This is a genomic window from Streptomyces sp. NPDC001851 (assembly GCF_040297165.1).
Taxonomy (GTDB): domain Bacteria; phylum Actinomycetota; class Actinomycetes; order Streptomycetales; family Streptomycetaceae; genus Streptomyces.
Map to the genome: position 1 here is coordinate 108,709 of NZ_JBEOYR010000016.1, position 12,846 is coordinate 121,554.

The 12,846-nt window shown below is 71.7% G+C and carries 11 protein-coding genes; 6 read left to right on the forward strand and 5 right to left on the reverse strand.

Going from position 1 to position 12,846, the window contains the following annotated elements; translation table 11 throughout:
* Genes ABT171_RS24145 through ybaK form a run of 3 tightly spaced genes read left to right on the forward strand, consistent with a single transcriptional unit; the run spans position 1 to position 2,358 of the window.
* A complete protein-coding gene (locus ABT171_RS24145; protein WP_351247223.1) occupies positions 1 to 1,086 on the forward strand; it encodes a hypothetical protein in 1,086 nt (361 codons plus the stop codon).
* 11 nt (positions 1,087 to 1,097) lie between these two features.
* A complete protein-coding gene (locus tag ABT171_RS24150; RefSeq protein ID WP_351247043.1) occupies positions 1,098 to 1,838 on the forward strand; it encodes an LON peptidase substrate-binding domain-containing protein in 741 nt (246 codons plus the stop codon).
* A gap of 16 nt (positions 1,839 to 1,854) precedes the next feature.
* Positions 1,855 to 2,358, forward strand: coding sequence for a Cys-tRNA(Pro) deacylase (gene ybaK, locus ABT171_RS24155; RefSeq protein WP_351247045.1), 504 nt, complete (start codon positions 1,855 to 1,857; stop codon positions 2,356 to 2,358).
* A gap of 135 nt (positions 2,359 to 2,493) precedes the next feature.
* Here ybaK and ABT171_RS24160 read toward each other — a convergent pair whose 3' ends face one another.
* The 4 genes from ABT171_RS24160 to ABT171_RS24175 form a co-directional block, all read right to left on the reverse strand.
* Positions 2,494 to 3,129: an AAA family ATPase gene (locus tag ABT171_RS24160; RefSeq protein ID WP_351247047.1), complete on the reverse strand. Its 636-nt coding sequence runs from the start codon at positions 3,127 to 3,129 to the stop codon at positions 2,494 to 2,496.
* 34 nt (positions 3,130 to 3,163) lie between these two features.
* Positions 3,164 to 3,985, reverse strand: coding sequence for an ABC transporter permease (locus ABT171_RS24165; protein ID WP_351247049.1), 822 nt, complete (start codon positions 3,983 to 3,985; stop codon positions 3,164 to 3,166).
* Between the two features lie 76 nt (positions 3,986 to 4,061).
* Positions 4,062 to 5,075, reverse strand: a complete 1,014-nt coding sequence (locus ABT171_RS24170) for an ABC transporter ATP-binding protein (protein ID WP_351247051.1) — start codon at positions 5,073 to 5,075, stop codon at positions 4,062 to 4,064.
* 111 nt (positions 5,076 to 5,186) lie between these two features.
* Positions 5,187 to 6,401 (reverse strand): NYN domain-containing protein, encoded by a 1,215-nt coding sequence (locus ABT171_RS24175; RefSeq protein WP_351247053.1) that lies wholly within the window; start codon positions 6,399 to 6,401, stop codon positions 5,187 to 5,189.
* Positions 6,402 to 6,627: 226 nt separating this feature from the next.
* On the opposite strand from ABT171_RS24175, the gene ABT171_RS24180 reads away from it, so the two are divergent.
* Positions 6,628 to 6,804 (forward strand): hypothetical protein, encoded by a 177-nt coding sequence (locus tag ABT171_RS24180; protein ID WP_351247055.1) that lies wholly within the window; start codon positions 6,628 to 6,630, stop codon positions 6,802 to 6,804.
* 71 nt (positions 6,805 to 6,875) lie between these two features.
* Here ABT171_RS24180 and dnaE read toward each other — a convergent pair whose 3' ends face one another.
* Positions 6,876 to 10,415, reverse strand: coding sequence for a DNA polymerase III subunit alpha (gene dnaE / locus ABT171_RS24185; RefSeq protein ID WP_351247057.1), 3,540 nt, complete (start codon positions 10,413 to 10,415; stop codon positions 6,876 to 6,878).
* 277 nt (positions 10,416 to 10,692) lie between these two features.
* Here dnaE and ABT171_RS24190 point away from each other — a divergent pair, with 277 nt between their 5' ends.
* A complete protein-coding gene (locus ABT171_RS24190) occupies positions 10,693 to 12,018 on the forward strand; it encodes a DUF2252 domain-containing protein (RefSeq protein WP_351247059.1) in 1,326 nt (441 codons plus the stop codon).
* 68 nt (positions 12,019 to 12,086) lie between these two features.
* Entirely contained in the window at positions 12,087 to 12,788 is a 702-nt protein-coding gene (locus ABT171_RS24195; RefSeq protein WP_351247061.1) for a hypothetical protein, read from the forward strand.
* The last annotated feature ends 58 nt before the right edge of the window (positions 12,789 to 12,846 follow it).

Sequence of the window (12,846 nt, forward strand, 5' to 3'; positions counted from 1 at the left end):
ATGGTCGGCACCATGGCTCTGCTGCCCTCGTTCATCCGCCCCACCCGGATGACCAAACGCTCCGCACGCCCGGCCGCCCGTCCGCCGTCCGGGGACGAGGCCGTGCTCGACGCGCCCGACGACCGGCTCTCGCCCGCGCTGGTCGCGGCCGGCCGGGGCGAGTACGGCGCCGCGGCCGGCCTGCTGGCCGCCACCCGCGCCACAGCCGCCTGGGAGAACCACGACCGGTACGTACGGCGCCTGGCCGCCTTCGCCGGCTCGCGCTCCGAGTGGTTCGAGTCCTGGCGCGCCGCCGCCCCGCACGACCCCGGCCTCCTGGTGGTCCAGGCGCAGCTGGCGGTGGACCGCGCCTGGCCCTCACCGGCCCGCGCCGAGCTGCTGCGCGAGGTGAGCCCGCTGATCACCGCCGCCGCGCGCGCCGACGACCGCGACCCGGTGCCCTGGCGGATCGCGCTGGACCACGCGCGCGGCACGCGGGCCGGCCACCGGTACTTCGAGGAACTGTGGGAGGCGGCCGTCCGGCGCGCCCCGCACCACTACGGCTGCCATGTGGCCGCCCTGCGCTACCTGGCTGCCTCCTGCTGCGTCCTGCGGGGGGACACCCCGCACACCCCCCGTGCCTCGCACCGCGAGTGCTTCGACTTCGCCGAACAGGCCGCCCAGGACGCCCCGGCCGACTCGCTCGTCCAGGCCCTGCCGGCCCGGGCCGCCTTCGGCTACCTGACCGACGGCTGCGGCCCCGAGGTCCCGCGTCCCCGGCTGGACGCGGCGGCCGACCGGGCGCTGGCGCTGTCCGCCCGCTTCCCGGCGGCCGACCCGTGGCCCGCGGAGATCCGCAACAAGCTCCTGTACGTGCTGATGCGCCTGGAGCGCTGGGAGGACGCCCGCGCCCAGCTGGGCCTGATCGGCCCGTACGCCACGTCCTTCCCCTGGGAGCGCTTCTCCGACGACCCGCTCGGCCACTTCCTGCGGCTGCGCGAGCACCTGCTGACACCGGGTTCCCGGCCCGTCCCCACGGGGCCGGTGACCTGGCCGCCGGTCCCGCTCGGTGGGCTCGGCGGACACGACCGCGCCGGTGACCACTAGGCTGGGGCGCCGTGACCACCGTCCGTCTCCCGCTCTTCCCGCTGAACACGGTGCTGTTCCCGGGGCTCGTGCTGCCGCTCAACGTCTTCGAGGAGCGCTATCGCGCCATGATGCGCGAGCTGCTCAAGACCCCGGAGGACGAGCCGCGCCGGTTCGCCGTCGTGGCCATCCGCGACGGCCACGAGGTGGCGCCGAGCGCCCCCGGCATGCCGGATCCCACGGCACAGCCCGAACGCGGGCCGGCCGCGGGCTTCGGCCCCGACCCGCTCAAGGCCTTCCAGGGGGTTGGCTGTGTGGCGGACGCGGCGACCATCCGGGAGCGGGCCGACGGCACGTTCGAGGTGCTGGCGACGGGTACGACCCGGGTACGGCTGCTCTCGGTCGACGCGTCGGGGCCGTTCCTGACCGCGGAACTGGAAGAGCTGCCGGAGGAGCCGGGGGACGAGGCGGGCGCGCTGGCCGAGGGGGTGCTGCGCTCCTTCCGCCAGTACCAGAAGCGGCTGGCCGGCGCCCGCGAACGCTCGCTGTCGACGGGCGCGGACCTCCCGGACGACCCTTCCGTGGTCTCCTACCTGGTGGCGGCGGCGATGGTGCACGACACGCCGACGAAACAGCGGCTGCTGCAGGCCCCCGACACCGCGTCCCGGCTGCGGGACGAGCTGAAACTCCTTCGCGCGGAGACGGCCATCATCCGTAGCCTGCCGTCACTGCCCGCGTTCGAGCTGACGCGGACGCCGACCAGTCTGAACTGAGGGACCGCACGCACCCATGGCGAAGAAGCCGAGGAAACACCAGCAGTCCGGGGGCACCCCCGCAACGGTCGCCCTGGCGTCGGCCGGCGTGGACTTCACGGTCCACGCCTACGACCACGACCCCTCCCACCCCTCCTACGGCGAGGAGGCGGCCGAGGCCACGGGCATCTCCCCCGACCGCGTCTTCAAGACCCTGGTGGCGGACGTCGACGGCGCCCTGACGGTGGCGGTGGTCCCGGTGTCCGGCTCCCTCGACCTCAAGGCCCTGGCGGCGGCGGTCGGCGGCAAGCGGGCGACCATGGCCGACCCGACACTGGCGGAGCGGACCACAGGGTACGTACGGGGCGGCATCTCACCGCTCGGCCAGCGCAGGAAACTCCCGACGGTCCTGGACGACTCGGCGAAGGCCCACGAGACGATCTGCGTGTCGGCGGGCCGCCGGGGCCTGGAGGTGGAGCTGGCACCGGAGGACTTGGCGAAACTGACGAGCGCGGTGCTGGCGCCCATCGGCAGGGGCTAGCGGGCCCGGTGGGCGCTGCGGCCGACCGGGACGGTGGGCCCGACGGGCAGCGAGGAACGGGTCAGCCCGGGGCCCGCCGGGCCGGTGTGCTCTCAGCCGGGCGGGAAACGGGGCCCAGGGACCGCGGCCCCCTGGCTACGGCGCCTGCGGATACGTCTCCTCGGGATCCCGGGGTCCGAACAGCGCCGTGAGCCCGAGGTGCACCAACAGCGCGCCCAACGGCCACGCCAGCAGCGCTCCCTTCGCCCCCAGCTTCAGCGGCGCCGAGAAGGTGACCCCCTTGCCCACCGCCTTCGCATGCGCGAGCACGTCCGACTCGGGGCCCAGCCACGCCCCGAGCCGCCACGCCAGCAGTGACCCCAGCAGCGCGCCCACGCCCAGGGCCACCGCTATCGGCACACCCCCACGCCGGCGCAGCAGAAAGACGGCCACCGCGCTGACGACCCCGAAGCCCAGCCCCAGCAGGGTGAACGTGCCGTCCACCCCGACCGCCTGCTCGCCCTCGCTGTCCTTGAGATAGACCACCCAGCCGCCGCCGGCCCGGTCGCCGACCAACGGCACATGCGGTGCCAGCCACCACCACAGCAGCCCCAGCAGCACCCCGCCCAGAGCCACGGCCACCGTGATCACGGCGGCATCCCGCACTTCGGTCTTCATCCCGGGGTCGTCCTGTTCGTACCTTCCCTCGCCCGGCGCCCCGGCAGGCGGCGGTGCCTGCCGGACATCGTGCGGCGAGTCGTCGTGCGGTGGCGGAGTCAACGGTGCGGTCACCCTGCCATCGTGCCAGGCGGCGCCGAGCGCCGCGTCACCGGACGGCGGCTCTGCGATACGCCCGGGTCGCGATGGCCAGCGAGACGACTCCGACGCCCGCGCACACCCCCAGGTCGACGAGGACGACGGCCCAGTCCGGGTGGGCCCCGAAGGTCCGGGCGTACGCCTCCACGCCGTACGTCGACGGCAGCAGATCCCGCGCCAGCCGGATGATCTCCGGCATCCGGTCGGCCGGCAGCACCCCCAGCAGCAGCGCCGCCGACATGCCCAGCTGCCCGACCAGCGTGGCCAGCTCGGGCCGCGGCGCGAGCAGCCCGCAGGCGGCGCCGAGCCCGGACAGCGCGGCCCCGGCCAGCGGGATCACGGCCAGCAGGATCCACAGGTTGGACAGCGGCAGCCCGAACAGCACACACCCGAAGACGGCCGTCACCAGCGTCCCCGGCACGGTGAAGGAGGCGTACGCCGCCGCCGCGCCCAGCACCACCGCGGCCGGCGGCACGGGCAGCGTGGCGTAGTGGTCGAGCCCGCCGCTCGCCCGCAACTGCCCGAAGTACTGCGACAGCAGGTTCAGCGCCACATAGGCGACGACCAGCACCGACGACCCCGCCACCACCGACTGGGCCTCACCGCCGCTGTCGACGACACCGCGCATCATCACGGTGATGCCGACGGACTGGAAGGTGGCCACGAACAGCAGCGGGATCCGCGCCACCCGGGCCCGGGACAGCTGCGCCCGGTAGACGGCCACCAGCGACGGCCACAGGCGCGCGGGCGGCCCGAGTTCGGCCGCGCCCCGTACCGTCTCCGGCACGGCCGCGGCACTGCCCGGCAGAACCTCCGCGGGTACGACACTCACGTCGAGCTGCTCCTCTTCCCTACGGCGGCCGCGCGGACCGCCGTACAGACCCATACGCATGGCGCGACCACCGCGCTCACGCCTTCACCAGCCCCTGTCGTGCCGCCCCGCCCAGCGCCAGGTAGACGTCCTCCAGGCTGGGTGTGGCGAGCGTGAAGTCGTCGAGCGCGGCGAAGGCGGCCCCGCCGGTCACGGTGGCGACGGCGGCGCGGGCCTCCTCGGGCGCGAGCCGGAGCGTCCAGCGCCGCCCGGACTCCACCGCGCGTTCCCGCAGCACGGCGACCTCGGGCACGTCCAGCGGAGCGCTCTCCCGCCACACCAGCTCCACCCGCACCTCCCCGGCGACCTGTTCCTTCAGGCCGGCCGGGGTGTCGCAGGCGATGACGCGGCCCTCGTCGACGACGGCGACCCGGTCGAGCACGGTCTCGGCCTCGATGACGTTGTGGGTGACCAGCAGCACGGTCGTACCGCGCTCGGCGCGCCGCCGGTCCACGGCCGCCCAGACCGCGCGCCGGGCCACCGGGTCCATGCCGGTGGTCGGCTCGTCCAGCACGAGCAGCGGCCGCTCACCGACGAGGGCGGCGGCGAGGCAGGCGAGCCGTCGCTGCCCGCCGGACAGCTTCTTCAGCGCCCGCCCGGCGATCGGCGTGAGCCCCAGCTCCTCCAGTACGGCGTCCCGCTCGGCCCGTGCCCGCCGTACGTCCAGGCCGCGCAGGCGTCCGGTGGTCTCGGCGGCGAGGGAGACGGTCAGCTCGTCCAGTGCGGAGGACTCCTGGCCCAGGTAGGCGAGCAGGCGCGCGGCGCGCTCCGGGTGCCTGACGATGTCGTGCCCGAGGATCTCGACGCTGCCCGCGTCCGGCCGGAGCAGTCCGGTGAGCTGCCGTACGAGCGTGGACTTGCCGGCGCCGTTCGGCCCGAGCAGCCCGAACACCTCACCGCGCCGCACGTCCAGCTCGACCCCGTCGGTGGCCCGCACCGCGGGGGTCCCCGGCGCGCCGCGCCGTCCCTTCACGGCCGGATAGGTCTTCCGGAGCCCGCGCACGCGTACGACCTCGTCCTGCCGAAGTGCCTGTGCCGCGCGCGTACTCACAAGGGACGAGAGTACGGGGTCGGGGGCCTTTACTCGCCTTTGGGGCCGGTTCTGTACGTGACCCGTAAGGAGGTCCGCCGCAACGGCGTCAGCCGTGACGACGAAGCCGGCTCACTCCCCCGCCATGCTCTCCGCCGCGGCCGGAACGTCGATCTCCCGCCAGAAGCCCGCCCGAATGGCGTAGCGGTCGTGCTCGTCGATCTGGTCGTCCTTGTGCGCGAGCAGCCCGAACCGCGCGGCGTACCGCAGCAGCTCCCCGTCGATGCGGTGCGGGATGCGCGGATACATCTGGGACAGCTTCTGCAGATGTCCCTGGTCGCCGAGCCGGGACATCCAGCGGCGGGCGAAGACCTGCCCCACCTCGTACGGGTCGCCGCCGACGGTGGTGATGTCCTCCTCGCGGTCGGCCCACCGCTGCTCGGCCGTGGTGAGCTGGGCGAGCGTCGGCATGGAGGCGATATCGGGCGGCTCGGCGACCCCACCCGGCCGGTCCACCCAGCCCTTGTCGGAGGACCAGCGCAGGGTCGCGGTCGTGGGGTGCTGGACGGGCTGGCTGCCGGCGGCGCGCAGCGCGGCCAGGTCCTTCGGCGTCGGTACGCCCTTGGAGGCGGAGGCCCGCTCCTGGGTGCCGTTGCCCGTCGCGGCGGCCGGCGGGGGCGCGCCCTGCTCGGCCGACCGCTCGGCCGCCGCGGCGAGGGCGGACTCGGGCAGCGGAGCGGAGAGGATCGCGGCGATCTCGGGGCGGGGCGCGGGCGGCGGGGCGCAGACGCCGGTCAGTTCCTTGGCGCGGACGGCCTGGGTGATCCAGGCGCGGTCCAGGACGCGCCGCTCATCGGCCTCGGCGACCAGGTCCTCGGACTGGTTGTAGTCGCCGTCGGCGGCCTGTACGGCCCAGAGGTGGACGGCGACGCCGTGTTCCTTGGCGGCCATCATGCCGGGCAGCAGATCGCCGTCGCCGGTGACGAGGACGATGTCGGAGCAGGCGCGGTTGCGGGCCAGCTCGGTCAGCTCGGCGTGCATGGCGGCGTCCACGCCCTTCTGCGCCCAGCGTCCGTCGCTGCGGGTGAGGGCGCCGAGGCGAACGGTGACGCGGGGCATCACGCGCAGCCGGCGATGCTCCGGTTGGGGGACACGGTCGGGGGCGCCGTCGAACCAGTAGATGCGCAGCAGCGGGCGCTCGGTCTCCGACTCGGCGCGTTCGCGCAGGGCCTGGATCAGCGCGGTGTGATCGACGGTGATCCGGGACCGCGAGGGCTCACCGGCGAGGAGGCTGGCGGCGGCGCCCAGCAGGTACCCGGCGTCCACCAGGACGATGCAGCGGTCCACGCGACTCACCCTCTTCCCGGGAGGTTTTGCTTCGGACTTCCTTCGAGTCTGCCCGACCTCGCGGAGGTTAACGGCCCGAACTCGATCTTCGGCGTGGCGTTTGTGGAATCCCGCTCGCCCACCACCCCTGTTACACACGGTAATTATCCGACATGCGCCTGATGTCAGCGTATGTGAATCTGGTCCCGGCCCTGGCCCCTAGATCCCCCACAGGAGGCAGATCACCATGGCCAAGAACAAGAACCGCAAGCAGGGTGGCCCGCAGAACCGCGCCCCGCAGGGCGAGCAGGCTCACGAGCACGCGCAGCGGTCGCAGGAGGCGCACGAGTCTCCGGTGGCGCACATCCAGGGCAGCCCCGCGGATGGTCCTCGCAAGAAGCAGAAGAGCTTCGGCCACAACTAAAGAGCAGTTGAAGCCCAGGCACAGTGAAGGGGCGCACCCGAACGGGGTGCGCCCCTTCGCACGTCATCGGATCAGCCGGCCAGGCAGGACGGGCCGAGCAGCACCTTCAGGTCGCCGAAGAGCGCCGGGTCGGGCTTGACCCGGTGCCGGTCCAGGCGCAGCACGGTGGTCTTGCGCGGGCCCTGGAGCTTGATGCGGACCTCGCTGTCGCCCTTGTGGTGGCTGAGGATCTCACCGAGGCGGCTGACCATGGGCGGGGTGACCTTCACGGCCGGGATGGTGAGGATCACCGGCGCGTTGGTGCCCGCGTTGGACAGGTCCGGGACCATCAGCTCCATGGCGACGAGCCGGGGCACGTCCTCGCGCTTGTCGAGGCGGCCCTTGACGAACACGACCGCGTCCTCGACGAGTTGGGTCGACACCAGCTGGTAGGTCGCCGGGAAGAACATGCACTCGATGGAGCCGGCGAGGTCCTCGACGGTGGCGATCGCCCAGGCGTTGCCCTGCTTGGTCATCTTGCGCTGCAGGCCCGAGATGATGCCGCCGATGGTGACGACCGCGCCGTCCCCGTGCTCGCCGCCGGTGAGCTGGGCGATGCCGGCGTCGGCCTTGTCGGCGAGGACGTGTTCCAGACCGAAGAGCGGGTGGTCGGAGACGTACAGGCCGAGCATCTCCCGCTCCTGGGCGAGCAGATAGGTCTTGTCCCACTCGTCGGTGGAGAACTCCACGTCGAGTCCGAAGCCGGGTTCGCTGCCGGTGTCCTCGCCCATGCCGCCGAAGAGGTCGAACTGCCCCTCGGCCTCCTTGCGCTTGACCGCGACCACGTTGTCGATCATCGGCTCGTACTGCGCCATGAGCCCCTTGCGGGTGTGGCCCATCTCGTCGAAGGCGCCGGCCTTGATCAGCGATTCCGTGGTGCGCTTGTTGCAGACCACCGCCTCGACCTTGTCGAGGTAGTCGGGGAAGGAGGCGTACTTCCCCTTGGCCTTGCGGCACTTGATGATCGACTCGACGACGTTGGTGCCGACGTTGCGCACGGCGGACAGGCCGAAGAGGATCACGTCGTCGCCCTGGGCGGCGAAGTTCGACTCGGACTCGTTGACGTTCGGCGGGAGCACCCGGATGCCCATGCGGCGGCACTCGTTGAGGTAGACCGCGGACTTGTCCTTGTCGTCCTTGACGGACGTGAGGAGCGCGGCCATGTACTCGGCGGGGTGGTTCGCCTTGAGGTAGGCGGTCCAGTACGACACCAGGCCGTACGCGGCGGAGTGCGCCTTGTTGAAGGCGTAGCCGGCGAAGGGGACCAGCACGTCCCAGAGTGCCTGGATGGCCTCGTCGCTGTAGCCGTTCTTGCGGGCGCCGGCCTGGAAGATGACGAAGTTCTTCTCCAGTTCCTCCGGCTTCTTCTTGCCCATGACGCGGCGGAGGATGTCGGCCTCGCCGAGCGAGTAGCCCGCGATGATCTGGGCGGCCTTCTGCACCTGCTCCTGGTAGACGATCAGGCCGTAGGTGACGTCCAGGACCTCCTTGAGCGGCTCCTCCAGCTCGGGGTGGATCGGCGTGATCTCCTGCTGCCCGTTCTTGCGCAGCGCGTAGTTCGTGTGGGAGTTCATGCCCATCGGGCCCGGCCGGTACAGGGCCGACACGGCGGAGATGTCTTCGAAGTTGTCGGGCTTCATCAGCCTGAGCAGCGAGCGCATGGGGCCGCCGTCGAACTGGAAGACGCCGAGGGTGTCGCCGCGCTGGAGCAGCTCGAAGGTCGTGGGGTCGTCCAGCGGCAGGGAGAGCAGGTCGATGTCGAGGCCCTTGTTGGCCTTCACCATCTTGACCGCGTCGTCCATGATCGTGAGGTTGCGCAGGCCCAGGAAGTCCATCTTCAGCAGGCCGAGCGACTCACAGCTCGGGTAGTCCCACTGGGTGATGGTCACGCCGTCGGTGTGCCTCACCCAGACGGGGACGTGCTCGGTGATGGTCTCGCTGGACATGATCACGCCGGCGGCGTGCACACCCATCTGCCGGACCAGGCCCTCCACACCGCGCGCGGTGTCGATGACCTTCTTGACGTCCGGCTCGTTCTCGTACATCCCGCGGACCTCGCCGGCCTCCGAGTAGCGGGGGTGGCTGGGGTCGGTGATGCCGGACAGCGGGATGCCCTTGCCGAGGACGTCGGCGGGCATGGCCTTGGTGATGCGGTCGCCCATCGCGTACGGGTAGCCCAGCACGCGCGCGGAGTCCTTGATCGCGTTCTTGGCCTTGATGGTGCCGTAGGTGCCGATCATGGCGACCTTGTCGGCGCCGTACTTCTCCGTCACATAGCGGATCACCTCGACGCGCCGGCGCTCGTCGAAGTCGATGTCGACGTCGGGCATGGAGATGCGCTCGGGGTTGAGGAACCGCTCGAAGATGAGGCCGTGCGGGATCGGGTCGAGGTCGGTGATGCCCATGGCGTAGGCGACGATCGAGCCGGCCGCGGAGCCTCGGCCGGGGCCGACCGCGATGCCCTGCTTCTTGGCCCACATGATGAAGTCGGCGACGACGAGGAAGTAGCCGGGGAAGCCCATCGAGATGATGGTGTCCATCTCGTAGTCGGCCTGCTTCTGGCGGTCCTCGGGGATGCCGCCGGGGTAGCGGCGCTCCATGCCGCGGCGGACCTCCTCCTTGAACCAGGTGACCTCGGTGTAGCCCTCGGGGATGTCGAACTTGGGCATGAGGTCGCGCTTCTCGAACATGCCGGTGGTGTCGACCATCTCGGCGATGAGGAGCGTGTTGGCGCAGCCCTCCTGCCAGGCGTCCGAGGAGTCGATGGCGTACATCTCGTCCGTCGACTTCAGGTAGTAGCCGGTGCCGTCGAACTTGAAGCGGTCCGGGTCGGAGAGGTTCTTGCCGGTCTGGATGCACAGCAGGGCGTCGTGGGCACCCGCCTCGTGCGCGTAGGTGTAGTGCGAGTCGTTGGTGACCAGCGGGGGGATGCCGAGCTTCCTGCCGATCTCCAGCAGGCCGTCGCGGACCCGGCGCTCGATCTCGATGCCGTGGTCCATCAGCTCCAGGAAGTACTTGTCCTTGCCGAAGATGTCCTGGTACTCGGCGGCGGCCTTGAGGGCCTCGTCGAAGTGGCCGAGGCGCAGCCGGGTCTGCACCTCGCCCGAGGGGCAGCCGGTGGAGGCGACGATGCCCTCGGACCACTGGGCGATGGTCTCCTTGTCCATCCGTGGCCACTTCTGCAGCCAGCCCTCGGCGTAGGCGTCCGAGGAGAGGCGGAAGAGGTTGTGGAGACCCGTCTTGTTCACGGCCCACATCGTCTTGTGGGTGTAGCCGCCGGAACCGGAGACGTCGTCCCGCTTCTGGTGCGGCTGGCCCCAGAGGATCTTGCGCTTGTTGCGCCGGGACTCGGGGGCGACATACGCCTCGATCCCGATGATCGGGGTGACTCCGGCCTTCTTCGCGGAGTGGAAGAAGTCGTACGCCCCGTGGAGGTTGCCGTGGTCGGACATGGCGATGTGCGTCATGCCCATCTCGTTGCAGGCGTTGAACATGTCCTTGAGCCGCGCGGCACCGTCCAGCAGCGAGTACTGGGTGTGGACGTGCAGGTGCGTGAACGGCGGCTTTGACACGGTATGGCCTCCAACAATTAAACGCAGCGGCGCGTAGCGCCTCGATGAGGGGCGGCGGTCGGGTGACGGGTGGGCACTCGGCGACGGGCTGGCGGACGGTTCTGGGGTCAGCGTCGAAGTCTATGCCCCGGCACTGACACTCGGCGGGCTTCCCCGCGTACCTTCATGCGGGAACCGGGCACTCCCGCGTGGCGTCGCCCGTTGGAGACGGCGGAAGCGCCGTCGTACCCGTACATGCACATTCATGCACCACTCCCGCACCAGGAGGCATCTCGCGATGTCGGTCCCCCAGCTCAGCGACGAGCAGCGCGGCGAGGAGATCCTCGCCGTCTTCGACACCGCCTTCGGCCGGCTCCTGGCCGCCGACCCGGCCGCGTTCCGGGTGAAGTTCCGGAAGATGGCGGCCTCGGCCTTCGCGTTCTACCGGGGCACGGCGTGCCTCTTCTACCACGACCTCGACGCCGAGAAGCGCGGCGGGCCGTACCTGGACGACCGCACCTCGCGCGTGTGGATCCACGGCGATCTGCACGCCGAGAACTTCGGCACGTACATGGACTCCAACGGCCGCCTGGTCTTCAACGTCAACGACTTCGACGAGGCCTACGTCGGCCCGTTCACCTGGGACCTGAAGCGCTTCTCGGCCTCGATCGCGCTCATCGGGTACGCGAAGGCGCTCAGTGACGACCAGATCACCGAGCTGGTGACGGTCTACGCGGCGGCCTACCGCGAGCGCGTCCACGCCCTCGCCACGGGCGCCAAGAGCGACGAGGTGCCGCCGTTCACGCTGGACACCGCGGAGGGCCCGCTGCTGGGCGCGCTGCGTGCCGCCCGCTCGCTCACCCGCTTCGAGCTGCTGGACTCGATGACCGAGATCCGCGACTTCGAGCGCCGCTTCGCGCCCGGCGGCGGCTCCATCGAGCTGGACGCCGCGACCCGCTACAAGGTCCTGGCCGCCTTCGACGGCTACCTGGAGACCCTGCCGGACTCCTCCCTGGCCCGCCCGGACTCCTACCGCGTGAAGGATGTCGTCGGCCGCCGGGGCATCGGCATCGGCTCGGCCGGCCTGCCGTCGTACAACATCCTGCTGGAGGGCCACAGCGACGCCCTGGAGAACGACGTCGTGATCTACATCAAGCAGGCCCAGACCCCGGCCGTCTCCCGGCACATCACGGACCCGGCGATCGCCGGCTACTTCCAGCACGAGGGCCACCGCACGGTGATCTCCCAGCGCGCCCTGCAGGCGCACGCGGACCCGTGGCTGGGCTGGACCGAGCTGGACGGCGCGGGCCAGCTGGTCGCCGAGGTCTCGCCGTACGCCGTCGACCTGGACTGGGGCGACATCGACGACCCCGAGGAGATCGCGGCCGTCGTCGCCGACCTGGGCCGGGCCACCGCCACCATGCACGCGGCGGCGGACGACCAGTCCGGCGAGTCCCTGGTGCCGTTCTCCACCGAGCGGGCCATCGACGCGGCGCTCGCGGCCGACGAGGAGGGTTTCGCGCCCCTCCTGGTCGACTTCGCGCACAGCTACGGCGCACGCGCGCGTGCCGACCACCAGATCTTCGTCGACCTGTTCCGCAACGGCCGGATTCCGGGGCTGTAACCTTCGCGCACTCACAGGCGCCCTTTAGGGGTCCCTTAACCGCGTACGTGCCAGACTCTTCTTTCGCTATGGACATATCCGGGACGGGCATATCCGGGACTCAGCTCAGAGCCGTGCGCGCGGCGCTGTTCACGGCCGTCGTCGTGACGCTCAGCACCGCGTCGCACGTGCTGCTGTCGCGAGCCCCGCTGCCGGCGGCGACCGTGCTGACGGTCGGTGCCGGCGTGTTCGTCACCGCCTACGCGCTCGCGGGCCGCGAGCGCGGCTTCGGCCGGATCGCGGCCCTGCTGGTCCCGCTGGAGCTGGCCGCCGACACGGTGTTCACCACCGGTCAGGACACCTGTTACGGCCGGGCGGGCGGCCCGGTCGCCGGCCCGCTGCACGCCTTCGGCTTCAAGGTGCTGTGCGAGGGAGGCGCCGTCGGCACCCCGCTGGCCCAGGTGACCGGGGCCCACGGCCGCCCCGGGGCGCTGCTCGCGCACGCCAGTCCCGCGGCCGCCTGGCTGCTGCTCGCCGCGCACATCGGGGTGGGCCTGCTCGCCGCCGCCTGGCTGCGCCGGGGCGAGCGGGCGCTGGTCCAGCTGCTGCGCGCGGTCGGCGCCACCACCTTCCGGCCGCTGCTGCTCGCGGTGGCCGCGGTCACCGTCCGGCCGGGCCCGGCCCGCCGGCTGCCGCGTCCGGCCCCGCGCCGGGCCGCCGCCCGCGACCGGCTCCTCGTGCACTCCCTGGGACGGCGGGGACCGCCGTGCTCGCCCGCTGCCGCCGCGTGAGCGGCAGCACCTGAGTACCAGCAGTCCCCCACACGTATCCCGCGCACGACATGTGCGC